The organism is Parageobacillus sp. G301, assembly GCF_030268025.1.
Taxonomy (GTDB): Bacteria; Bacillota; Bacilli; order Bacillales; family Anoxybacillaceae; genus Parageobacillus_B; species Parageobacillus_B toebii.
Genome location: NZ_BSDB01000001.1, coordinates 1,351,114 through 1,375,112 on the forward strand (window position 1 = coordinate 1,351,114; position 23,999 = coordinate 1,375,112).

General features: G+C 41.9%; 23 protein-coding genes and 1 riboswitch. Of the genes, 11 read left to right on the forward strand and 12 right to left on the reverse strand.

Going from position 1 to position 23,999, the window contains the following annotated elements:
* Window positions 1-94: 94 nt before the first annotated feature.
* The 6 genes from QSJ37_RS06860 to QSJ37_RS06885 all read left to right on the forward strand — a co-directional run bounded on the left by QSJ37_RS06860 (window position 95) and on the right by QSJ37_RS06885 (window position 7,175).
* Entirely contained in the window at window positions 95-910 is an 816-nt protein-coding gene (locus tag QSJ37_RS06860) for a carbon-nitrogen family hydrolase (RefSeq protein WP_285754463.1), read from the forward strand.
* Window positions 911-1,004: 94 nt separating this feature from the next.
* Window positions 1,005-1,168: riboswitch (SAM riboswitch) on the forward strand.
* 80 nt (window positions 1,169-1,248) lie between these two features.
* Entirely contained in the window at window positions 1,249-2,451 is a 1,203-nt protein-coding gene (mtnK, locus tag QSJ37_RS06865) for an S-methyl-5-thioribose kinase (RefSeq protein WP_285754464.1), read from the forward strand.
* A 22-nt stretch (window positions 2,452-2,473) separates the two neighbouring features.
* A complete protein-coding gene (gene mtnA / locus QSJ37_RS06870; protein WP_285754465.1) occupies window positions 2,474-3,544 on the forward strand; it encodes an S-methyl-5-thioribose-1-phosphate isomerase in 1,071 nt (356 codons plus the stop codon).
* Entirely contained in the window at window positions 3,531-4,676 is a 1,146-nt protein-coding gene (locus QSJ37_RS06875) for a sugar ABC transporter substrate-binding protein (RefSeq protein WP_285754466.1), read from the forward strand. The genes mtnA and QSJ37_RS06875 overlap by 14 nt, the downstream gene beginning before the upstream one ends.
* Window positions 4,673-6,220, forward strand: coding sequence for a sugar ABC transporter ATP-binding protein (locus QSJ37_RS06880; RefSeq protein WP_285754467.1), 1,548 nt, complete (start codon window positions 4,673-4,675; stop codon window positions 6,218-6,220). The genes QSJ37_RS06875 and QSJ37_RS06880 overlap by 4 nt, the downstream gene beginning before the upstream one ends.
* Complete coding sequence (locus tag QSJ37_RS06885; RefSeq protein ID WP_062677650.1) at window positions 6,165-7,175, forward strand: ABC transporter permease; 1,011 nt, start codon at window positions 6,165-6,167, stop codon at window positions 7,173-7,175. The genes QSJ37_RS06880 and QSJ37_RS06885 overlap by 56 nt, the downstream gene beginning before the upstream one ends.
* Before the next feature lie 176 nt (window positions 7,176-7,351).
* Here QSJ37_RS06885 and QSJ37_RS06890 read toward each other — a convergent pair whose 3' ends face one another.
* The gene (locus QSJ37_RS06890) at window positions 7,352-7,849 is read right to left on the reverse strand and encodes a methylated-DNA--[protein]-cysteine S-methyltransferase (RefSeq protein WP_062753680.1); all 498 of its coding nucleotides are present in this window, start codon (window positions 7,847-7,849) and stop codon (window positions 7,352-7,354) included.
* On the reverse strand, window positions 7,824-10,058 hold the full coding sequence (locus QSJ37_RS06895; RefSeq protein ID WP_285754468.1) for a PAS domain S-box protein: 2,235 nt from the start codon (window positions 10,056-10,058) through the stop codon (window positions 7,824-7,826). The genes QSJ37_RS06890 and QSJ37_RS06895 overlap by 26 nt, the downstream gene beginning before the upstream one ends.
* A 197-nt stretch (window positions 10,059-10,255) precedes the next feature.
* On the opposite strand from QSJ37_RS06895, the gene QSJ37_RS06900 reads away from it, so the two are divergent.
* Window positions 10,256-12,028: a B12-binding domain-containing radical SAM protein gene (locus QSJ37_RS06900; RefSeq protein WP_285754469.1), complete on the forward strand. Its 1,773-nt coding sequence runs from the start codon at window positions 10,256-10,258 to the stop codon at window positions 12,026-12,028.
* Between the two features lie 9 nt (window positions 12,029-12,037).
* Here QSJ37_RS06900 and QSJ37_RS06905 read toward each other — a convergent pair whose 3' ends face one another.
* Genes QSJ37_RS06905 through QSJ37_RS06915 form a run of 3 tightly spaced genes read right to left on the reverse strand, consistent with a single transcriptional unit; the run spans window position 12,038 to window position 12,467 of the window.
* On the reverse strand, window positions 12,038-12,169 hold the full coding sequence (locus tag QSJ37_RS06905) for a hypothetical protein (protein WP_285754470.1): 132 nt from the start codon (window positions 12,167-12,169) through the stop codon (window positions 12,038-12,040).
* Window positions 12,166-12,327, reverse strand: a complete 162-nt coding sequence (locus QSJ37_RS06910; RefSeq protein WP_012749514.1) for a hypothetical protein — start codon at window positions 12,325-12,327, stop codon at window positions 12,166-12,168. Before QSJ37_RS06910 ends, QSJ37_RS06905 begins: the two co-directional genes overlap by 4 nt.
* Window positions 12,327-12,467: a hypothetical protein gene (locus tag QSJ37_RS06915; protein WP_285754471.1), complete on the reverse strand. Its 141-nt coding sequence runs from the start codon at window positions 12,465-12,467 to the stop codon at window positions 12,327-12,329. The genes QSJ37_RS06910 and QSJ37_RS06915 overlap by 1 nt, the downstream gene beginning before the upstream one ends.
* A 104-nt stretch (window positions 12,468-12,571) precedes the next feature.
* Here QSJ37_RS06915 and QSJ37_RS06920 point away from each other — a divergent pair, with 104 nt between their 5' ends.
* Window positions 12,572-12,916 carry a DUF3905 domain-containing protein gene (locus QSJ37_RS06920; protein WP_285754472.1) on the forward strand — a complete coding sequence of 115 codons (345 nt, stop codon included), beginning with the start codon at window positions 12,572-12,574 and terminating at the stop codon, window positions 12,914-12,916.
* 202 nt (window positions 12,917-13,118) lie between these two features.
* Here QSJ37_RS06920 and QSJ37_RS06925 read toward each other — a convergent pair whose 3' ends face one another.
* Window positions 13,119-14,354 carry an MFS transporter gene (locus tag QSJ37_RS06925; protein ID WP_285754473.1) on the reverse strand — a complete coding sequence of 412 codons (1,236 nt, stop codon included), beginning with the start codon at window positions 14,352-14,354 and terminating at the stop codon, window positions 13,119-13,121.
* 268 nt (window positions 14,355-14,622) lie between these two features.
* Here QSJ37_RS06925 and QSJ37_RS06930 point away from each other — a divergent pair, with 268 nt between their 5' ends.
* Complete coding sequence (locus QSJ37_RS06930; RefSeq protein ID WP_012749511.1) at window positions 14,623-14,832, forward strand: alpha/beta-type small acid-soluble spore protein; 210 nt, start codon at window positions 14,623-14,625, stop codon at window positions 14,830-14,832.
* Window positions 14,833-15,076: 244 nt separating this feature from the next.
* Here QSJ37_RS06930 and QSJ37_RS06935 read toward each other — a convergent pair whose 3' ends face one another.
* The 3 genes from QSJ37_RS06935 to bcaP form a co-directional block, all read right to left on the reverse strand.
* Entirely contained in the window at window positions 15,077-16,129 is a 1,053-nt protein-coding gene (locus QSJ37_RS06935) for an anti-sigma factor domain-containing protein (RefSeq protein WP_285754474.1), read from the reverse strand.
* A complete protein-coding gene (gene sigI / locus QSJ37_RS06940) occupies window positions 16,126-16,872 on the reverse strand; it encodes an RNA polymerase sigma factor SigI (RefSeq protein WP_285754475.1) in 747 nt (248 codons plus the stop codon). The genes QSJ37_RS06935 and sigI overlap by 4 nt, the downstream gene beginning before the upstream one ends.
* A 161-nt stretch (window positions 16,873-17,033) precedes the next feature.
* Window positions 17,034-18,464, reverse strand: coding sequence for a branched-chain amino acid transporter BcaP (gene bcaP / locus QSJ37_RS06945; RefSeq protein ID WP_285754476.1), 1,431 nt, complete (start codon window positions 18,462-18,464; stop codon window positions 17,034-17,036).
* Window positions 18,465-18,785: 321 nt separating this feature from the next.
* Here bcaP and QSJ37_RS06950 point away from each other — a divergent pair, with 321 nt between their 5' ends.
* Entirely contained in the window at window positions 18,786-19,127 is a 342-nt protein-coding gene (locus QSJ37_RS06950) for a DUF485 domain-containing protein (RefSeq protein ID WP_285754477.1), read from the forward strand.
* On the forward strand, window positions 19,127-20,668 hold the full coding sequence (locus tag QSJ37_RS06955) for a solute symporter family protein (protein ID WP_285754478.1): 1,542 nt from the start codon (window positions 19,127-19,129) through the stop codon (window positions 20,666-20,668). The genes QSJ37_RS06950 and QSJ37_RS06955 overlap by 1 nt, the downstream gene beginning before the upstream one ends.
* A gap of 199 nt (window positions 20,669-20,867) precedes the next feature.
* Here QSJ37_RS06955 and menC read toward each other — a convergent pair whose 3' ends face one another.
* The 3 genes from menC to QSJ37_RS06970 are packed head-to-tail and all read right to left on the reverse strand — an operon-like array spanning window position 20,868 to window position 23,968.
* Entirely contained in the window at window positions 20,868-21,983 is a 1,116-nt protein-coding gene (menC, locus tag QSJ37_RS06960) for an o-succinylbenzoate synthase (protein WP_285754479.1), read from the reverse strand.
* Between the two features lie 16 nt (window positions 21,984-21,999).
* Window positions 22,000-22,824 (reverse strand): GNAT family N-acetyltransferase, encoded by an 825-nt coding sequence (locus QSJ37_RS06965; protein ID WP_012749504.1) that lies wholly within the window; start codon window positions 22,822-22,824, stop codon window positions 22,000-22,002.
* Window positions 22,799-23,968, reverse strand: coding sequence for a M20 peptidase aminoacylase family protein (locus QSJ37_RS06970; RefSeq protein WP_285754480.1), 1,170 nt, complete (start codon window positions 23,966-23,968; stop codon window positions 22,799-22,801). The genes QSJ37_RS06965 and QSJ37_RS06970 overlap by 26 nt, the downstream gene beginning before the upstream one ends.
* Window positions 23,969-23,999 lie beyond the last annotated feature (31 nt).

Below are 23,999 nucleotides of genomic sequence, written 5' to 3' on the forward strand. Positions count from 1 at the left end.
AACACCTTCTCAAAAATTTTCTTGAAATTCTAGTGAAAAATCATATATCGTAAAAATCAAAATGTAAAGTAAAATTTTTTCGAGGTGAATGTTCATGACGATAAAAATCGCATGTCTTCAGCTAGATATCGCTTTTGGCAATCCTAATGAAAACGAACGGCGCGTTGAAAGAGAGATAGAAAAAATTTCAAAAAATCACCCAGATATTATCGTCCTTCCTGAACTATGGACGACTGGCTATGACTTAACCAGACTCGATGAGATTGCCGATGAGGGCGGTATGCGTACAAAAGCGTTCATTCAAAAACTTGCCAAGTCGCATCATGTCAATATTGTCGCTGGATCAATTGCCAGAAAAACAGATCGCGGCGTCACCAATACGATGTACATCGCCGACCGAAACGGCATCATCGTCGGCGAATATAGCAAACTCCATTTGTTCCAGCTGATGGATGAACATCTTTACTTACATCCAGGGGAAGAAATGGGATTGTTCACATTAGAAAACACTCGATGTGCAGGCGTCATTTGTTATGACATCCGCTTCCCAGAATGGATTCGCGTCCATGTGGTCCAAGGGGCGGAAGTGTTATTTGTCGTCGCCGAGTGGCCGCTTCCTCGTCTTTCGCATTGGCGTACACTGCTTGCGGCGCGCGCGATTGAAAATCAATGCTACGTCATCGCGTGCAATCGCGCTGGAAGCGATCCAAACAATGTCTTTGCCGGTCATTCGCTGGTGGTTGACCCATGGGGAGAAATCATTGCAGAAGCAAATGAAGAACCTTGTACGTTAATGGCACAAATCGATCTTCAAAAAGTAAGAGAAGTGCGAAAACAAATCCCGATTTTTGCGGACCGCAGAGCTAACGACTACATCGCTGCAGAAAAAAATTTTTTAAAAAAGAGTTGACAAATCATTTCGTGACCATGTATGATTCGTATCAAGCATAAAACTTCAAAATTGCCAACATAACGAAAATTAAAAAATTGAATATGCTGACACACTCTTATCAAGAGTTGGCTGAGGGAATTGGCCCAATGAAGCCCAGCAACCGACCGTAATACTATCGTGAGATAGGGCGCACTTTTTGGCGCCGGAAGTTCGCTACTTCCGCAGGGCACGGTGCTAAGTCCAACAGAAAGACTCGTTCTTTCTGAAAGATAAGAGGTGCGAAGATATGGAATCTTCAAGCCTCTTTCTATGCAGAAAGAGGCTTTTTAATTTACATGAAGGAGGAGTTTTACATTATGCCAATTTCTCATCCAACGGTTTATGAACCATTAACGGAACAAGGCGCAATCTCTTTGACGGTCCGTCTCGGTCTTTTTCCGGAAGGAACACCGCTTGCCTGCCGCGAAATTGGCGACGGCAACTTAAATCTTGTTTTCCGTGTTGTCGATCAGCAAACAAAGAAAGGAATTATCGTAAAACAAGCGCTCCCGTACGCAAAAGTAGTCGGTGAAAGCTGGCCGCTCACATTAAAACGCGCTGTTATTGAAAGCAATGCGCTGCGCACATTCGCAAGCTATGTTCCGCAATACGTGCCAAAAGTATACTATTCCGATGAATCTTTGGCAATTACCGTTATGGAAGATTTATCTCACTTGCAAATCGCCCGCAAAGGGTTGATTGAAGGAAAAACATATCCACTTTTATCGCAACATATTGGCGAATTTATCGCAAAGACATCGTTTTACACTTCCGACTTTGGCATGAATCAACAAGAAAAAAAACAATTAGCGCAAAGTTTTGTTAATCCGGAATTATGCAAAATTACCGAAGACCTTGTATTTACAGATCCGTTCTTTAATCATGAAACGAACAACTTTGAAGACGAGCTTCGCGATGATGTAGAAGCGCTTTGGAACGATGATAAACTCCACTTAGAAGCGGCCAAACTAAAGCGCAAGTTTTTAACCGAAGGAGATGCGCTCATCCACGGTGATTTGCATACCGGAAGCATTTTCGCCAGCGATGAAGAAACGAAAATCATTGATCCAGAGTTTGCGTTTTATGGCCCGTTCGGTTTTGACATAGGCCAATTTTTCGCAAACTTGCTGTTAAATGCGTTGTCCCGCCCAGAACAACAACAAGAGCCATTATTTGCTCATATCGACAAAACTTGGGATGTATTCTCGACAGTCTTTTCCGATCTTTGGCGCACTCACAATGTAGAACCATATGCAAAAACAGAAGGATTATTAGAAGACGTGCTGCATCACACGTTTGCTAACGCGATCGGCTTTGCCGGATGTGAAGTCATCCGCCGCACGATTGGGCTAGCACATGTCGCTGACCTTGATGGCATTGAGGATAAAGAGGAACGCTTACAAGCAAAACGTTATGCCCTTCGTCTTGGCAGAAGCCTCATTTTGCAACGTGAAACATTATCTAGCACTAAAGAAATCCGTTCCCTTTTCGCACAAACAGTGCTTGCAGCAACGAATTAACACAATGAAAGGAAGAACCATAATGGCAGAACCATTCGCAATCCCGCGCTCTGTGGAATGGAACGACACTCATATTACAATTTTGAATCAACAAAAGCTACCATTAGTGACGGAATATTTGGAATTAAAAAATATTGAAGATGTATGGGACGCAATCGCCGCGTTAAAAGTACGCGGCGCACCGGCGATCGGCATTACGGCTGCTTACGGCCTCGCTCTTTCTGCACAGCAATATGAAACAGAATCACTGGAAAAATTTAAAGAGCACGTGCGAAAGGACCGTGACTACTTAGCAAGCTCTCGGCCAACCGCAGTGAACTTGTTTTGGGCATTAGATCGGCTTGTTTCCAGCATCGCCCACGTTTCCTCTGTTAACGAAGCAAAAACGACGCTCATCCATGAAGCGATTCGCATTCAAATTGAAGATGAAGATGTATGCCGCCGTATCGGAGAACATGCGCTTTCCTTATTTCAAAACGGCGACCGCGTTTTAACCATTTGCAATGCTGGTTCGATCGCAACCGCCCGCTATGGCACTGCGCTTGCTCCGTTTTATTTAGCGAAAGAAAAAGGGATGAATCTTCATGTTTACGCGTCGGAAACTCGTCCGGTCTTGCAAGGGGCAAGATTGACGACGTGGGAATTGATGCAAGCGGGGGTAGAAGTCACTCTTATTACCGACAATATGGCAGCGCAGACGATCAAGGCGAAAAACATTACCGCTGTCATTGTCGGCGCCGACCGAATTGCCGCCAACGGTGACACTGCCAACAAAATCGGCACCTTTGGACTGGCGCTGCTCGCTAAAGCGTTTGGCATTCCATTTTATGTCGCCGCGCCATTATCGACCATTGATTTAGCAACCAAAACAGGGGAAGAAATTCCGATTGAAGAACGCAATCCAGAGGAAGTGACGCATATCGCCGGAACGCGAATCGCTCCAGAAGGCGTAAACGTTTATAATCCAGCGTTCGATGTAACACCACACGACCTTATCACGGCCATTATTACCGAAAAAGGGATCATCCGCGGCAATTATGAAACTGAACTGCCAGCACTGTTTGCAAAGGAGGATCGCCATGAAGCAATTTAGACTTAACTATTTAGTCGCATTCCTTTTTTCCATTATCGTCATCCTTAGCGGCTGCATGAATGAACAAGACGCCGTCAGTTCGAAACCGGCTAAACAAGAAAACAGCACGGCCGAAGAAGCAAGCGAAACAACAGCTGCAACAACCGAACAAGCAGATATCCCTGAAGAATTAAAAAAACCAATAAAAATTGCCGCCATTATGCAAATGTCGATCGGCACGTTTTCTTCTCAGTATATCGCTGGCGTAAAAGAACAAGTGCAAAAATTTGGCGGCGAAGTGCAAATTTACAATGCGGATAACGACTTAACGAAAATGGCTTCCTATGTCGAAACAGCCATTACGCAAAACGTCGATGCGATTCTATTAGATCACGGGCGCGCTGATGCGTTGGAAGGTCCGGTGAAAAAGGCAGTCGAAAAAGGCATTCCTGTTGTCGCATTCGATAATGATTTAAATATCCCAGGCGTAACAGTGATTGACCAAGATGACTACAGCCTTGCATGGAAAACGTTAAAAACGTTGGCTGAAGACTTAAACGGCGAAGGAGACATTGTCACCATTTGGGTTGGCGGATTTACACCAATGGAACGTCGTCATGTGATTTACGATGCGTTTAAAAAACGCTATCCGAACATCAAAGAAGTGGCGAAATTCGGTACGGCCAGCGCCAATACCGCTTTAGACACACAAACGCAAATGGAAGCGATTTTGAAAAAATATCCGAATAAAGGCGATATTGACGCAGTGTTTGCGACTTGGGATGAATTTGCCAAAGGCGCAACGCGTGCGATCGAGCAAGCGGGGCGCAATGAAATTAAAGTATATGGCATCGATTTAAGCGATGAAGATTTGCAAATGATGCAAAAGCCAAATAGCCCTTGGGTCGCTACAACGGCAACAGACCCAGCCGAAGTCGGGCGCGTTCAAGTTCGCTTTGCGTATCAAAAAATTGCTGGCGAGAAAACGCCAAACATTTATTCACTAGAACCGCATTTAGTCAAACGATCCGATTTGCCTAACCAACAAGTTTCGATGAATGAGCTTCATGAATACATTTCCGGTTGGGGGCAATCAAATGTTGCCATTTCCCCTTGGATGAAAACGTTGGAAGCACAGGTGAAAAACAAATGAACGGTCTTTATATGAACAATATTTATAAATCGTTTGGCACGGTAGACGTATTAAACGGGGTGAATCTCCATGTACAAAAAGGAGAAGTTCACGCCCTTTTAGGGATGAACGGTGCTGGGAAAAGCACATTGATGAAAATTCTCGCCGGCGCCCTTTTTCCAGACAAAGGCACGATAACAATAGATGGAGAAGAGCGCCGATTTTTTTCTCCTGCTGATGCGAAAAAAGCAGGCATTGGATTAGTTGTTCAAGAAGTCGATACCGCCCTGTTTCCATCGCTGACCGTCTATGAAAATATTGCTGCTAGCGACATCGTTGATACAAAACAAAAGCCTCTTCTTTCATGGAAACAGCAAAAACATCGGGCCGCAAAGCTTTTGCGCCAAGTTGGTCTGTCGATTTCGCCGAACAAGCTTATTCGCGAATGCACCTTGCATGAAAAACAGCTCATCGTTTTAGCAAAAGTGCTCTCCTCATCGGCCCGATACATTATTTTAGATGAGCCGACCGCCGCGCTCAGTGAAACAGAGACGAAGCGGCTGTTTACAATTATCAACGATTTAAAAGCACAGGGAGTTTCATTCATTTATATTTCTCACAAATTGAAAGAGGTAAAAGAGATTTGCGACCGCGTCACCATCTTGCGTGACGGAAACGTCGTCCACCATGGCGATGTTTCCACCCTTTCACTAGAAGAAATGATTCAACATATGGTTGGACGCGCTTATACAACCGTGCAAAAAGAAGCACGCACATACAGTGATGACATTCTTTTCAAAGTGGACCAGCTGCGCATCGCGAAAACAGGCACAACCGTCGATTTGGAAATTCATAAAGGGGAAATCGTCGGCATTGCCGGACTTGCTGGAGCCGGGAAAACCGAACTCGCCGAAAGTCTAATCGCCCATACAAAAGCGACGGGAGAATGGTGGATCGATGGAAAGCGTTATACGTTCTCCTCGCCAAAAGAAGCGATTGCGGCTGGAATCTGCCTTATTCCGGAAGAGCGGAGAAAACAAGGGCTTTTCTTAGATGAAACAGTCCGTACGAATCTTACGGTTCGGCTATTATCATCATTAACAAAGTGGCAATGGGTGTTGCAAAAGAAAGAAACACAAGTTGCTCAACATTTAGTGGATGTATTACGAATTCATCCGCCTTTTCCGCAAGCGGTTGTCAAACAGCTAAGCGGCGGCAATCAACAAAAAGTCGTCATTGGCAAATGGTTAAAGACAAACGCTGATGTATTCATTTTTGATGAACCGACAAAAGGTATTGATGTCAACGCGAAACAAGAGGTATTTTCGATCATCCGCTCCCTCGCCGATGAAGGAAAAGCGATTTTATATTTAACGGGTGAATTTCAAGAACTGCTCGATATCTCTGATACGATTTATATCATGGTAGACGGACAGCTTGTTAAACGTGTTTCCGCGCGTGATATCACCTATGAACAATTGATTTATTACTGCAGCGGAGGTGATTTGGATGGCACAACCGGCCGTTTCGATCGCCAAGAAAAAGCAAGCGCCATCTCTTCTTGAATTTTTATATAAGCATGGCACACTGCTTGCCATTCTCGTTGTCATTGCTTATTTTGGCATTACTCTTGATCGGTTTTTTACGTATGAAAATTTCAGCGATATTTTACGGTCTATTTCCATCGTCACACTCGTCGCCATTGGCATCACCTTTTCTCTGATTGTGGATGGATTTGATTTATCTGTTGGTTCGACCGTCAGCCTAGCAACGATCGCAAGCGCCGCGGCACTCGTATTATACCGCCAGGAAATTCTAGTGACGTTGCTTGTTCCGCTTTTACTGGGAGTCGCCGTCGGCTTATTAAACTCGTTATTAATTGTGAAATTAAAATTGCCGGATTTACTGGCTACATTGGCGACGATGTATGCGATTAACGGCGTGCAGCTGACGTACACGAAAGGATTTTCCATTTACAACGACATGCCGCTTCCAGACGGAGGAACGGCGCCGGGCAAATTCATTCCTTCCTTTTTATTTATCGGTCAAGGGGAAGTATTCGGCATTCCGTTTTCTGTTTTATTAATGCTAGTGGTCGTCATTGCTGCTCATCTATTTTTAACATATACCAAACCAGGAAGATTGTTTTATATGACGGGAGAAAACCGAGAAGCAGCACGGCTTTCGGGAATCCCTGTCAATCGCTACCGCACTTACGCTTACGTGATCAGCGGATTTTTTGCCGCGCTCGGCGGGATTGTCCTCGCTTCCCGCATCGGAACAGGACAAGTATCAGCAGGAGCCTCCTTTTTAATGGATGGAGTAGCTGCCGCTTATATCGGCTTTTCCGTGTTTGGCGCGGGAAAACCGAACGTCATCGGCACGCTGTTTGGCTCGATTTTAATGGGGGTTCTGCTCAATGGACTAACGATGATGAACGTTCCGTATTACGCTCAGGATATCATTAAAGGGGCTATTTTAGTCGGGGCGCTTGCGTTATCGCACATGCAAAAAAAATAGGAGCGTTTCCCCTTCTTAATCATAAACAAAGCTATCATTGCCGATAGTTGACGAGCGAAAAAAGATGACAATGATTAAAAGCCGGCCCAATTGCAAAAAACAAAGTGTACTACATCTAATTTGTTACATCACGCAGGCCGTAAAAAAACTAGAAGCAAGTGCTGCTTCTAGTTTTTTTATATCGTCCGATACCGTCTTTCCAACTGTAATAATCGTTCTTTTACATTTGTCCGGTTGCCAGCATATCCCGTAAGCGAACCATTTTTTCCAACCACTCGATGGCACGGAACGAAAATAGCCAGCTCATTTGCTCGATTTGCCTGTCCAACCGCCCGCACCGCTTTCGGGCGGCCGATTTTTTCAGCAATATCACTGTAGCTGACCGTCGTTCCGTACGGAATTTCACAAAGCGCCTGCCATACTTGTTCCTGAAATTCCGTCCCTTTCCATTTTAAAGGCAAGTGAAATGCTTTCCGTTTGCCATGGAAATATTCGTCAAGCTGTTGTACAGCGTTTTCTAATAAAGGAGAATTGCTTTTTATCATTTCATATTGTTGACGGAGCTGCTGCCAATCTTCCTCAAAAAGTTCAACACTTACAATCGCCTCGCCGTCGGATATAACGTAAATGCAGCCAAGCAGATCTGACTTATATATGCTGTATTCCAGTTTCATGTTCATCCTCTTTCTCCACTCGTTCAATCGGAAGTGTGATATGAAACGTCGTACCAACGTCAACTTCACTTTCCACATCAATTTTTCCTTGATGTTCTTCAATAATTTTATAACTAACCATCAATCCAAGTCCAGTACCGCGTTCTTTCGTCGTATAAAACGGTTCGCCAAGCTTTTTGATTTTATCTTGCGGAATACCGCAACCTTGATCTGTAATGGAAATGCGGATATGATTATCATCAAGCCGATTAATTCGAACAGTAACCTCTCCGCCTTTTGGCATCACTTCAATCGCATTTTTTAATATATTAATAAACACTTGCTTCAATTGGTTCGGTTCGCAATAAATGAATGGGATATGCGGCGCGAAATCAGCGACAATTTGCACGTTATGCATCGTCGCTTGGGCGCTAATTAAATCGATCGTATCTTGCATGATTTTGCATACATCATTTTGTTGATATTGAATCGCCTGCGGTTTAGCAAGGACAAGAAATTCGGTAATGATCGATTCGATTCGCTTCAGTTCAGACATAATAACATTAAAGTACATGGAATAGTCCTCTTTAATACTTCCTCGTAATAATTGAATAAATCCTTTTAGCGCCGTCATCGGGTTGCGGATCTCATGAGCAATGCCCGCGGCAAGTTCCCCTACAACATTAAGGGTATCAGATTTTCTTAGCTGCAACTCCATTTCTTTTCTTTCAGTAATGTCACGCAGCATAATCATTCCTACACCTGGGATGATTTCCTTCTTTAGTGAAAACTCTACGATTTTTTGTTTCCCGCCATTTGAAAAATCCATCTCCGCATAAGCTTCTCCCAAACGATCACATTGTTGAGTCAATTTATAGAAATGTTTCCGTGCTTTTTCCGGGATAAACGCTGTAATCGGCCGGTGAAGCAATTGTTCTTTCGTTGCTTGAAAAATTTCACAAGCGATCGGATTCACATCTAAAATGCGATAACCTTCTCCCCATAATAATATTCCGTTCATAGAATGGTCAAAAATGCTGCGGAATTTTTGTTCACTCTCGCGCAGTTCCCTTTCCATTTCTCTCCGTTCTGTAACGTTGCGGAAAATAGTCAAATGATAGCCATCAATCGCTCCTTGCTTCATCGTAAACTCAAGTTGTTTATCTTGTCCATTTGGCATATGGAATGTTAATTCGTCGCGGATTTCTCCTTTTATGCGGAACTCCGCAAATACACGCTGTACTTTTTCATCATCGTGGTCAAGAAAATCAAGCAAATTTTTCCGAACAAGTAAATTCAGCGGCAGCTCAAACGTCCGGCTTGCGGCATGATTTGCGTTCAAAATATGCCCCTGGTCATCCCAAATCAAAATCGCCTCATGAGCTTGTTCAAAAATGGCACGAAATCTTTCTTCACTTTTTTGCAATTTTATTTCCATATTTTTTCTATCAGTGACATCTCGCATAATCGCCATGTAAAAGCCACTGTACACATTTGATGTCGTTGTAAGTTCAAACATTTTTACCGTACCGTCAAAACGGACAAGTGACAATTCTCCTTTTGCCGTTCCTTTTTCTTTTAATTCAGCAAGAAGGCGCACAAAATCATCGGCACATTCTTTAGAGATAAACTGCTGAAACGATAATTTTAGCAGCTTCTCTTTTTCTAAGTTTAAACTCATGCAAAAAGCAGGATTCACATCAATAAAACGGCCAAATTCATCGAAAATCACAATACCATCTACCGCGCGGTTAAATACATCCTTAAAAAGAAACTCATGAATAATCCGCTCTCGCTCAAGCGCTTTGCGGGCGGAAACATCTCGCATAATTACCAAATCGAATTCATTAAACGCATCTTTTTTCATTGAAAACTCAATATGTTTCACTTTTCCGTTCCTTAGCTTTATGAGCAGCTCATCGCTAAATGAGCCAAATTTATGTAACATTGATTGCTGAAACATTAAAATATCCGGAGGGACTAATTCAAGAAACATCGTCATTTTTTTGCCGATTAATTCACATTTCTCCATTTCGAATAGTTGACATGCCGCTTCATTCACATCCACAAATTCACCATGTTTATTAAAAATGACAATTGCATCTAAAGATCGCTCAAAAATAATTGAATAGCCATTTAACCGTTCTTTTAACCGTCTATTTTCTTCTTCTAATGACTTTACATCCACCATCAAGCTTTGTTCTTCACGGGGAGAAAGGCTATTATTCATGTTTATCCCTCCTTCTCCAAACCATATCAAATTATTATATATTCTCTGCCGAAAAATTTACTCCTTCTGTTTATTCTAAAAATTCCATGAAAATAAATTTTTGCAATGTTCGACAAGTTTTTCTTCTTTTTCTTTTGTCTAAAATATGTTATATTAAAATGTTGTTTTTCAATGCTCTCGTAAAGGGGTTTATTTCGATGAATATTATTTGTACGACATTAAACGCGAAATATATTCATACGAATTTAGCGATTCGCTACTTAAAGGCATACGCCCAGCCAGAGTTTGATATAAAGCTTGTCGAATATACGATTAAAGATCCGGCGATGAACATCGTGACCGACCTTTATCGAAGAAAACCGGATATTATCGGATTTAGCTGCTATATTTGGAATATCGAAGAAACCATTAAGGTCGTAAAAATGTTAAAAAAGATCGCTCCTGATATCACCATTGTCGTCGGCGGTCCAGAAGTATCATATGACGTGCGCGAATGGATGGAAACCGTGCCGGAGTTTGATTTTATTGTCATCGGTGAAGGGGAAGAAACGTTTAAACAATTTTTGATGGAGATGCATGGAGATCGCAACTTCCACAACGTTCACGGGCTTGCGTTTCGTCATCATGGAGACATCATTATTAATCCGCAGCGAAATAAAATTCGCTTAGCCGATATGCCATCACCATTTCGTTTTCCAGAAGATATTCCACATTTACCGAAACGCATTACGTATATCGAAACGAGCCGCGGCTGCCCGTTCAGCTGCCAGTTTTGCTTATCATCGATCGAAGTCGGAGTCCGCTATTTCGATCGGGAGAAAATTAAAGAAGATATCCGCTATCTAATGAAGCATGGAGCGCGCACGATTAAATTCGTCGACCGCACGTTTAACATCAGCCGAAGCTATGCGATGGATATGTTTCAATTTCTTATTGATGAACACGTTCCGGGAACCGTATTTCAATTTGAAATTACGGCAGACATTATGCGTCCGGAAGTCATCGAGTTTTTAAACAAAGAAGCACCACCAGGACTGTTCCGCTTTGAAATCGGTGTGCAATCGACGAATGATGAAGTAAACCGGCTTGTCATGCGCAAACAAAATTTTGAAAAATTAACCCGCACTGTGATGATGGTGAAAGAAGGCGGAAAAATTGCCCAGCATCTCGATTTAATTGCCGGACTTCCGGAAGAAGACTATACATCATTCCGAAAAACGTTTAACGACGTTTTCGCACTCCGTCCGGAAGAATTGCAGCTAGGCTTTTTAAAAATGCTTCGCGGCACCGGCCTTCGCCTGCGCGCAAAAGACTACGGCTACGTATTTATGGATCACGCACCATATGAAGTATTGCAAAATAATGTGCTTTCTTTTGATGACATCATCCGCATTAAACAAGTAGAAGATGTGTTAGAGAAATATTGGAATGCGCATCGGATGGATGAAACGATCGAATATTTAGTAACAAACGTATTCCCATCGCCATTTGATTTCTTCCAAGAATTCGGCACATACTGGGACGAACGCGGCTGGGCGAAAATCGGACATCAGCTTGAAGATTTATTCCGCCGCCTATATGAATTTTTGCAGACAAAAAAACTGGATGAACTTCCAATCATTGAAGCGTTAATGAAATATGACTATTTACGCAATCAAAAACATAAGCCGCGCAAACCATGGTGGGAAGAAAAAACGGACAAATCGCTGCGTTCCTCGCTTTATCGCCATCTGCTTGAACATCCGGAACAATTAGGGAACGAATTTGTCTCACTGGAATTGAATGAAAAAGAATTATTTAAACATACGGTCATGGAAATAATCGAATTTGACATCGGCCATTATCTGAAAACAAAAGAAATACATCTGACCCCAACGGTGATGATTGCTTATTTTGATCCCGTTCAATTGCAAACGAAAATTTTTTCCGTACCGCTATCTTCCTTTTCAAATGTCGCAATAAAAAAGTAGGGATTATCCCTACTTTTTCTTTTTCGCCTTTTTCTGTTGTTTTCTCTCTTCCATTAGCTGAAACGGCTGATGGGCGTTAAAATCACCAAATTCAAACGCCATTTCCTCGGGTGCTTCGTTATGTTGGCGCTTCGGCTTCATTGTCCGTCTCCTTGGCGCGCTTTTTTCGAATTGCGGTTTGCTCCGCGGCTCATGTCTTCTTCTCCCGCATACTGCGCTGCAAATTCCGTATCCGGCAGGCTTTCTGTCGGCGTTTTGTTATTGTTTTTCGCTGCATTAAACTTCACTTTTCGCTTCATTACTTACTCCCCCTCTCATGTTTATAAGCGATTAGAACGATTTCTTCTCCTGTTTCTTCACGCAACCGTTTTTCCAGCTCTTGCACCTTTTTTAACATCTGCTCCTTCAGGTCAGCAACTGGAAATGAACTGTTTTTCAACGGGCATCACCCTTTGCCATTTTTCTTATTTTCCCTTAAACACTGTACGGTTTATTCATAACAATATATATTTTTGCTCACACTATAATCGAGGTGATATCCACATGGATCAAGATAAAAAAGTCGAATCGCCAATTCTTGATGAGACAATGCCTCATCAAATCCATGCTCCATCATTTAAGGGAACTGGCATAAAAACGCAGCCTCCATTTGTCAATAAATATGGTGTCGTAATCGGCGACAGCAAATATAACTCGCCAAATTCGCCGCTGAATCACTGGAGTGATGAGATCGATCCAAGCATTATGGCAGGCGATGAATGGGTGCACCCGACAAACGACATCGGCTGGAATACAGAAGAAAATCGCGAGCTTCTCGAAGCAAAACGGCGGTCCCAAGGGGTTCCATTTATGCATCCAAGCATTGATGCAAGTTATAGGCAAGATTAGCCTATTGTTTCGAAACAAAATTATTTTCAAAAAGCAAAAAGGGATATCTTCACTATTGTGATATCCCTTTTCCTATGCTTATGATGCTGCGTTTGGCAAGTTTATGGTTTTACATCGTTCTTTTTGTATGCATGTTTCGCATCATGTAAAGAAAGGCGATAAGCAATCGCATCAAGACACTGCTTTACTTCGAAATTATGCTTCATGTTACTTTTTCTTTTTCTGGTTTAATCGCTACAAATGTGATGGCGCTTGCCAGAAAACATAATGCAACTAACAGAAACAACAGCATGGATGTCTCCCTTTTCATCAGCAGCGCAGCAAGCGGCGGCCCCATAGCGACACCGATAAACCTTAACGAGCTGTAAAATGAAGTCACCGTTCCCCTCTCTTTTTTTTCAATTCCTTCTGTAATAAGGGCATCCAAACACGGAAGCATCACGCCAATGCCGATGCCGGCAAGCGAAAAAAGCGCAACCATCCACCAAAGAGATGGAAAGAATTTGATGGCCATGATCGCCGCTCCAGCAAGCATCCCGCCAGCGGCAATTATCCATTTCATTAACGTTTTATTTTCGCCGATTTTCTTCCCCGTCATAAACGATGCCGCACAAAGCGCGCCAAGCGGAATTGCCAGCACCCATCCTTTTTTTATTCCATCGATGCCGTAATCTTCAAGACGGTTTGATAAGAAAAACAGAAACGCAAATAAAACGAGCATTAATAAACCGCCAATGGCAAAAATCGCATATAGCCAACGCCCTTCCCTTTGAAAAATCATTTTTACATTTCGTAAAAATTGCCGAAATGGATGAGGATGATCCTGTTTCGAAGGAGATTTTACGCAAAAAAGCATCATCGCAAGCGAAACAGCACAAAACAGCGGAAACGCGAAAAACGGCAAAAACCAGACGATGCTCGCAAACATCGCACCTAATATAGGGCTTAATACTTTGCCAAACGTATTTGCTGTTTCAATTGTTCCTAGACAGCTGCTTGCCTGGCTGTCATCAGGAAATAAATCTCCAACAAGCGGCAGCACAATCGGAAATGCTCCCGCTGCTCCAAGCCCTTGTAGCATCCTTCCCACAACCATCATCGCGTACGGTTCATTCATCTTCCATGATGCCCATCCCGAAATAAGCCCTCCAATAGCCGCCAGCAATAAACTTGGAATAATCACTTTTTTTCTCCCAATCCGATCACTCATATATCCAGCGATTGGGATAAAAATAATTGCCACAACCGAATACATCGTAATGAGTAGACTCGTTTGGAATGAAGTAATATGTAATTGCTTTTCGATGGTCGGTAACACCGGTATTAACATCGAATTTCCAAGCGTCATCACTAGCGGAATAGAAGCAAGCGATGCAATCATCCACCCTTTTCCCGCCGATGTCCTTGCCTGTTTCGGCATTTGCTCTATCCATTCCATCTCCATACCTGCCTTTATTTATGTTACACGTTTATGTTTATCATTTCCGTTTTTTCATGAAGCATACAAAGCAAAAAATCTTGCCTACAATAAGGCAAGATACATATTCTTCCATTTCCTATAATAATAATCATTTACTCCACACAACTTTCTCATCACAAATTTATACCAAACCTCCCCTTAAAAACCTTTAATTCCCATTATACAATTATTCTAATTCCACATACTAAACATGCAACACATTTTATACATGAGGAGGCTGAAAACAATGGCAAGATCAAGCAATAAATTGCTTGTTCCTGGAATTGAACAAGCGTTAGATCAAATAAAATATGAAATTGCCCAAGAATTTGGCGTACAATTAGGAGCAAATACGGTTTCTCGCGCAAATGGCTCTGTTGGTGGCGAAATTACAAAACGGTTAGTCGCACAAGCACAAAGCCAACTTTCCGGATCTGCTTTCCAAAAAACCGAATAAAATGGCGATTTAAAGCCGAGTGGATGGACTCGGCTTTATTAATCGTTTTTCTCATTTTTATGTATATTTTCCTTTTCATGTTGACCAAGTTCGAACGATTTTTCGAAGTTCTTGTCATAGTCTCGTTTCCAATGATGCTCGTCCTGTTTATTGTTTTTTTGATGATGTTTCCAATGATGATCATATGAGGATGAATGATTGCGGTGATGCTGGTTCTGGCTATCGCTCTTTTTTGGATAATGTTTCAGGTGGCGATCATCCGATCGGTCGCTGTTATGATATTTATTATTTTTTGCGGATGATTTATGATTTTTATCATTTTCATCATGTTCCTTATCGTTACTTTTTTTTGTTCATCTTTTTCCTCGAATGGATATTTCTTTTCATTACTATTATTTTCTTCCCGTTTCTGTTTATCTTTCTTTTGCAATGAATGGTTGTTCCCTCGATTCTTCTCATCTTTTTCGTTTAATAAATGGTTGTTCGTCTGATGTCCCCCCTTTTGATTACCATTATCTTTATTTTTTTTCTGATTCTTCTCATCTTTTTTTTTGTTTAATGAATGATTGTTCATCGGATATTCATTCTCTCCATCATTTTGTTCCAACGGTTTTTCTAGTTTTTTCGCTTTTGTCGACTCTGGTGAAACTACCTTCATTTTTTGTTCAATTTCCAGCAGTTTTCCCGTTGTCATTCCCTTTTTTACCGCTTTATTTCGTACTTCCATCGTGCTTTCTTCTGTCTTTACGATAATGTTTTTCTGCTGATACGAATGTTGGATTTTCTTTAATTCTGTAGAAAGCTCCCGTGAAGATGCAGCACGGTGTTTTCTCTCCACCGTTGTAATCAATACTTGACCCCCTTCTTGCAAATATCCTTTTTGCATACTTAATTCAATAATTTCCATGGTAATATCAACAAACTTTTTCTTCTTCCAATGAGAAAGCTGTGAAACAACCCTTTTTCCTTCCTCGTTGTAAGCCTTTAATTTTAACACTTTTAGCTGCTCATCCACGCCAACTTCAATGCTTGGATTAATATCAATAGACATGTAAGCGTACACTTCATTAGAAGGAAAATGAAGCGATGTTGTAACTAAAAGTACCACCGCCGCCACCAAGCTTGTTATGACATATCGAAATGAACGACGACGAACAATGGGCCTTTTTATCACCTGCGCTTCAATCTCTTCTCCTATTTCATAATCTCCATCTTTTTTTACTTGAATAAATTCCCCCTCAGGCGTTAATAATGTGACAAACTCTTCGTCTAATTCTAATACGATCCCTTTCTTCACGATGGAAGCACCCCTTTTATATAATCCTTTAAATAAACATAATCCCCAGCTAAAATAATCGCCACCGCAATAATATATTTTCTATTTCTCTCTATCGTTTTGCGGCTTACTTCGGCAATATTTTGCAGTTGTTTAATCGGTAATTGTTTTTTTCGAAAAAGCCATTCGAGCATTTCCTCATCTTCAACTAACAATTTAGCGACATTAATCGCATTTATTCGCGCATCTTTATGTTTTGGCGACTGTTCGATAAGGTCATGAAAATGAATCCCAAATTCCTTTAACACTTGTTGATAATGAATAATTTCTTCGCGACGATGTTCTTGTTCTACTTGCTTGTAAAATTCATCCATGGATAATTTTGTATCCAAGTACGTTTGTGCTGAATTTTCCTCATCTTCATTTGTATGTAAAATAATGTTCTTCTCTTTTGCTTCTTTACGAATGTAATCGATTAAGCGTCTTTTAATAAGCAGCTCGGCAAAAGAAATAAACGAACCTCCTTTATGAGGTGCGTACTTTTCAATGGCTTCATTAAATGCGATCAAACCGATGCTTAGTTCATCATCCTCATCGCGAATAAATCGTTTGCACACATTTGAAACTGTTTTGGCAATAAAAGGTTTATATTGTTGAATTAATTGATTATGCAATACTTTATTTCCTTGTTGAATTTCATGAACTGTTTGCTCAATCGTTCTCTCCTTCTTTAATGAAAATAATATGCTAAACATGGATTTCACCCCATTTGTTAAAGAGACGAACTAGCCTCCCTAAGGATATCATTCGTACATGTTAGCGTAATTTTGATCGTCATTCAATCGGAATTTTGTTACATTTTTCTTATTAAGACCCCTTTATTAATAAGAAAAAAAGACCTTTGCCATTAGGGCAAAGGTCCCTCTTAGCCATTTATTATCCTGATTTTTTCCTCTGTTGCTTTTTCTACATTATTCAGCGTGCTATGTTTGCGCCCATACAAGAAGTAAATGACAAGGCCGATTGCAAGCCATGATACAAAACCAATCCACGTCATTGGAGGAAGCTGAAGAACTAAATACCCGCAAAACGCAACGGCCAATAATGGAATAACAGGAACGAACGGAACCCGAAAGGCTCGTTTTAAATGCGGCTGCGTTTTCCGTAAAACAAGTACGCCCATGGAAACGGTGATGAACGCAAACAATGTACCGATATTTGTCAATTCTGCAAGCTTATTTAAAGGTATCACTCCTGCAAATACCGAAACAATGATTCCTGTAAGCCAAGTGTTCACATATGGCACCTGACGAACTGGATTCACTCTCGAGAATACTTTCGGAAGCAAACCATCACGGCTAATTGCGTAAAATAGACGAGTTTGTCCATATAGCATAACAAGCAGCACCGTCGTAATCCCAGCAATCGCTCCTAACGAAATAAAACCGGCAACCCAATCTTGGTTGATATAGCTTAACGCAAAAGCAACAGGGTTTTTTACGTTTAATTGATCATATGGAACAATTCCAGTCAGTACAAGGGAAACAGCAATATATAACAAAGTACAAATAAATAAAGACGCAATGATTCCTATCGGCATGTTTCGCTGCGGATTACGCACTTCTTCCGCCGCGGTCGAAACCGCGTCAAAACCGATATATGCAAAAAAGACAGTTGCGGCGCCAGTTGCTACTCCGGAAAATCCAAACGGCATAAATGGCGACCAGTTTTCCGGTTTTACATACCATACACCGACAGCGAGGAACAATAATACGACAACGACTTTAATCACAACCATAATCGCATTAAAACGGGCAGATTTTTTTACGCCAAGATTCAACAAAAACGTAATGAAAAGAATAATACAAATTGCAGGTAAATCGATAAATGTTCCCTTTGCCGGATCATATGCGTTTGTCAATGCTTTTGGAAGCTCAATGCCAAATCCGGAAAGCAGTCCTTGGAAGTAACCAGACCATCCAACCGCCACTGCTGAAGATGCCACACCATATTCTAAGATTAAATCCCATCCTAAAATCCAAGCGATTAATTCCCCAAACGTCGCATAACTATATGTGTAAGCGCTGCCAGACACCGGAACTGTTGAAGCGAATTCCGCGTAACAAAGCGCGGCAAAAACGCAGGCAAGACCAGAAAGAATAAAGGAAAGTACAAGTGCAGGACCGGCGTGTTCGGCAGCGGCAACTCCCGTTAATACAAAAATTCCTGTACCAATAATAGCACCAATGCCGAGCATCGTTAAATCAAATGCTCCTAAATCTTTTTTTAAAGAGGCGCCTTTTCGGCCAGCTTCGTGTAAAAGCATCTGGATCGATTTTTTTCGAAACAAATTCATAAGATGTCTCTCCTTGTCGCTTTTTGTAGAAATTTGTTGAAGAGTACAATACAATAAGGATTTTACGCTATTCAATAATTTTTGTAAAGTTAGAAAATAATAAAAACAGGAAAAACTTTTTACCATTTTACGCAATGAGCCTCTCCCTCCTATACTCCGATCAAAGGAGGGAGGATTTTCAGCAATCACAAAAATATACAAAATTTATAATTTACAAATTTTTCAGATAACTATATAATAAATTTGTGACAATTTTATGAACAACGAAAGGAGGCGCATTGTTTCAATTTATTATCAAATAAAAATTAAGGGGGGATTTTCATGGCTGTGCAACAGCGTTCTTTCGAAAACCGCTCAGCAATTGATTATAGCCAAATTGCTCAATCTTCATCTTTTCAACATCTCATGCGCGCAAAGAAAAACTTTATTTTGCCAGCAACGCTATTTTTTTTAGTGTTTTACTTTGCCCTTCCGATTTTAACGTCTTATTCTAACGTGTTAAATTCTTCTGCGATCGGCCCAATTAGCTGGGCATGGGTGTTTGCGTTTGCGCAATTTATTATGACATGGGCATTATGCATGCTTTACTCTAAGCGCGCAGCAAAATTTGATGAAATCGTCGAACAAATGAAACAAGAAGCGAGGGAAGGAGGAAACGTGTAATGCATGGCTTAGCCTTTTTCCTCTTTTTAATCATTGTGGCTCTGACACTGGTCATCACTTACTTCGCTTCAAAAAGAACAAGAACAACTAGCGAGTTTTACACAGCAGACAGCAGCTTAACAGGCTGGCAAAACGGTTTGGCCATTGCCGGCGACTATATGTCTGCTGCCTCATTCCTAGGAATTGCAGGAATGATTGCATTATTTGGATTTGACGGCTTTTTCTATAGTATTGGCTTCCTTGTTGCCTATTTAGTCGTTCTTTATATTGTCGCCGAACCGCTGCGCAACCTTGGAAAATATACGATGGCTGACATGATTGCAGCAAGGTTTGATGACAAAAAAGTGCGCGGTGTTGCCGCGCTGAATACGATTTCCATCTCCATTTTTTACATGATTGCTCAGCTTGTTGGAGCTGGCGGTCTCATTAAGCTATTATTAGGGATTGATTACGTTTACTCTGTCCTCATTGTTGGCGTACTCATGACGGTTTACGTCGTTTTTGGCGGCATGACGGCGACGAGCTGGGTGCAAATCGTGAAAGCGGTCTTGCTAATGGTTGGTACGTTTATCATTTCGATCATTGTCTTTGCGAAATTTGATTTCAACCTCATAAAAATGTTTAACGAAGTAAAAACAGCCACGCCACTGGGCGAAGCATTCCTCAACCCTGGCAACAAATTTAAAGATCCGCTTGATACAATCTCATTAAATTTAGCACTCATCCTAGGAACAGCAGGGCTTCCACACATTTTAATCCGCTTCTTCACAGTAAAAGATGCACCAACTGCTCGCAAATCGGTCGTTTATGCTACATGGATTATCGGAATCTTTTACGTATTAACGATTTTCTTAGGATTTGGGGCCGCGGCCTTCGTTGGTTATGACAAAATTGTCGCCGCAAACCCTGCCGGAAACATGGCAGCTCCATTATTAGCCGAAGCGCTCGGCGGTGATTTCCTATTCGCGTTTGTATCGGCAGTCGCATTTGCCACTATTTTAGCTGTCGTTGCTGGACTTGTCCTATCAGCCGCGTCGGCATTTGCTCATGACTTTTATAGCCATATTCTTCGCCGCGGCGAAGCAACGGAAAAAGAACAGATGGTTGCGGCGCGCTGGGCGTCTGTTGGTGTATCCGTTTTATCCATTCTTTTAGCGTTATTCGCTCAAAAAATGAATGTCGCTTTCCTTGTCTCATTGGCATTTGCTGTTGCCGCGAGCGCCAACTTGCCGATTATTGTATTAACGATTTTCTGGCGTCGTTTTAATACAACAGGCGCTATTGCAGGAATGCTTGTTGGACTATTCAGTGCGTTGTTGCTCGTCTTCTTTAGCCCAAACGTTTGGTCACCGGAACCGGGAGCTGCTATTCTTGTCGGTGAACCGCTCTTTAAACTTGCAAACCCTGGTATCGTTTCAATACCATTAGGATTCATCGCATCGATTGTTGGCACACTTCTTTCCTCGAAAAACGTCGACAGCAAGAAATTTGATGAAATTCTCGTGAAAGCGAATACAGGAATAAAAGAATTAGCAAACTAATGCAATGAATCATTCTTCGTATGAAATGCTGGATTGGAAAGAGCACAGCCTTTCCAATCCAGCTTCTTTTTACTCTTGCCATTATTTGTGGCTTGTTCTTATTGGCCCTATTTCAGTTATCCGCGGTCTATCCAACAAGGTCTTCTTTAATTTGCAATAAGAAAGCCCGAACACTAAGATTCATGTTCGGGATGAGAAGTTAAGCGTGGTACACTTTAGCATAACTTGCATAAATATCTACTTGCTGCCGATCGACATCATAACCGATGCCCGGCTTTTCCGGTACTGCAATCGTTCCATGATGAACAGTGACTTCAGGAACGATAATATCTTTCGTCCAGTAATGGGAAGAAGCGGCTGTATCACCAGGCAACGTAAAATTATCTAATGTCGTAATGGCAATATTGTGCGCTCTTCCGACACCAGCTTCTAACATGCCGCCGCACCAGACAGGAATATCGTTCTCCTTACAAATATCGTGAATACGCTTCGCCTCCGCCAATCCTCCGACACGGCCAATTTTTATATTGATAATTCGACAACTGCCAAGCTGAATGGCTTTCCTTGCATCTTCAGCGGAATGAATGCTTTCATCTAAACAGATTGGCGTATTTAACTGTGCCTGCAATGTTGCATGATCTACGATATCATCAGGAGCAAGCGGCTGTTCAATCATCATTAGCTGAAACTCATCTAGCGCCTTTAGTCGGTCGATATCTTCTAACGAATAAGCAGAGTTTGCATCGACCATGAGCGGAACATCTGGAAAACGACGACGAACTTCCCGAACAACCTCAACGTCCCATCCGGGTTTAATTTTTATTTTGATGCGCCGATACCCTTCTTGTACGTACCGTTCGATAATACGCAATAAATCATCGATGCTTTTTTGAATCCCGATGCTTACCCCTACTTCAATACGATTCTTATTTCCACCGAGTGCTTTATGTAACGGCAGTTGCTGTCTTTTCGCAAATAAATCCCATATTGCCCCTTCTATCGCCGCTTTTGCCATTTGATTTTTGCGAATGACGGAGAAACGTTGCCGCAACTCTTCTGGGTGGGCAATTGGCGCTTGAAATAAAAGAGGCAATAAAAAATCTTCTATCATATGCCAATTCGTTTTTACGGTTTCTTCATTATACCAAGGTGAAGGGAAGGCCACCGATTCCCCCCATCCTGATAGCCCATCTTCATCCATCGCTTCCACTAAAATAAACTCCTTCTTTTGAAACGAACCGAAACTTGTGGTAAACGGTGACTTTAGTTCCATTTGTAAGTGGCGCAGTATGACTCGTTTCACTTTTATTCCCATAAAAAATTCCTCCTCATTATAGCGGCAATTCGTTGCGCTTAACGCAAACATAGTACAAAACAGGCTCATCATCTTTTCGAAGTATATGCGCAACGGCCCATCCTTCACGGAAGAGGCGAACAAAAACATCACGCGTCTTATAGCGCCAATCAAGCGCTAATTCATGATCTGTCTCTTTTAATCGTTGAAACTGAAGAGGAATAGGCACAAGCAAAAACGGCTGGTCATGATGAATAGGTTCCTCTTTCCAAATCGCTTCTGGATCACCGGTGTTGTTTTGTTTCCAATCAAGCACCATCTTTTCTGGCGACCACTTCAGTCTTGAAAAAAAGCGGTCTCTCTCTTGTAAATATCGGCTCCCTAGAAGCCACTCCACAATAAATCGATCCGACGGTAAATGCTTATTTAGAGCATCATCCATTTCACCGTAACAATTTTCGATATACTGTGAGCAAATCGCTCCTAACTTTGCAATGTTAAGATAGCCGTTTCTGCTTTGGAGCGGATCGTATGTCCAACGAATCGTACGATATCCCTGCTTGATTGCTTCTTGTGCCTGTTTCATTTTTAACATATAACCTATTCCTTGATCACGAAATGGTTCAGCAATCCCGAGCATATGCGAACAAAGATACGTTTCCCCATCTTGATATCCGGGAAAACTATACACAAATCCGACCATTTTTCCATCAATAAAAGCACCGATAATAATGCCGCCGTTTTTCGCCACCGTTAACGTTTGATGGGTAGGAATTGGGCTTGTTCCCCACACTTCCGCTTCTAGTTGCGCCATTTCTTCAAGTTGTTCGATCGTGTCAATTTTTTGTAGTGAGATACGCACTTTCTGTCTCCCCTCGTGATGCAAAATGCTCAAACGTTTCCATAATGACTCTTGCTAATATTTCAATACCAGATAATAAATCTTCGCGGCGGAACGTCATTTGCGGATGGTGCAATCCCGGTTTTAAATCACAACCAAGCCCTAGCATCGTCGTTTTTAACTGTGGTTTCATCAATGAATAAAAATGGAAATCTTCCCCACCTGAAGTGACTACTGGCGGCAGACACTTTTCTTCCCCTAACGTAGCAACAATGGCACGCTCCATTAGTTGCTGTGCTTGTGGATGCGGCCGTGCAGCGGCAATACGAACTCCTGAATGAAGCTGAATATCCGCATCATAAATAGATGCAATCCCTTTCACCACGTGATTCAATCCTTCTATCAACTGTTCCATCGCCTCGTTCGTTTGCGCTCGCAAATCAAGCGAAAATTCCGCATGATCTGGAATGATGTTCGCATTTTTTTCTCCTGCATGAAATCTTGTCATTTTGATCGATGCAGGCACTTGTGGATCAATATGGATTTTGCTCAGCTCTTGTACGATCGCACTCCCAACTTCAATGACATTGACTCCAAGGTGCGGTCTTGCCGCATGCGCGGCAACTCCTTTAATTTCTCCATCAATGCATTGCGCTGCTCCGTGCAAAATCGCGGGAACAGCATAACCGCTTTTTACTTCTTGAATCGGCCGCAAATGAACACCGTATAAAAAGTCAATATCATCGATAACTCCTTTTTCCAAAAACTTCAATGCTCCTGTTCCTTTTTCTTCTGCTGGCTGAAAAAGAAACCTCAATGTTCCAGGCGGCTTATAACCAATGCGATTAAACAGTTTGGCAACCCCTAATACCATTGTCATATGTGCATCATGCCCACATGCATGGTTTGCTTGCCATGCTCCATTTACTTCTTGCCAAAGCGCATCCATATCGCTGCGCAATCCGACTGTAAACGGCCCGTTGCCGATTTCCCCAATCACTCCCGGACAATCGGAAAACGTGTTGGCACGATATCCTTCTTGAATCAGCTGCTGTTTAATAAACTCCGTCGTCTTCCACTCTTCCCAACTAACCTCCGGATGACGATGAAGGTGGTCAAAAATCTCCCATAATTCTTCCTTCATCGCATGAATCATTTCCCTCATTATGCTCTCCCCCGATGATATATTTGCAAAC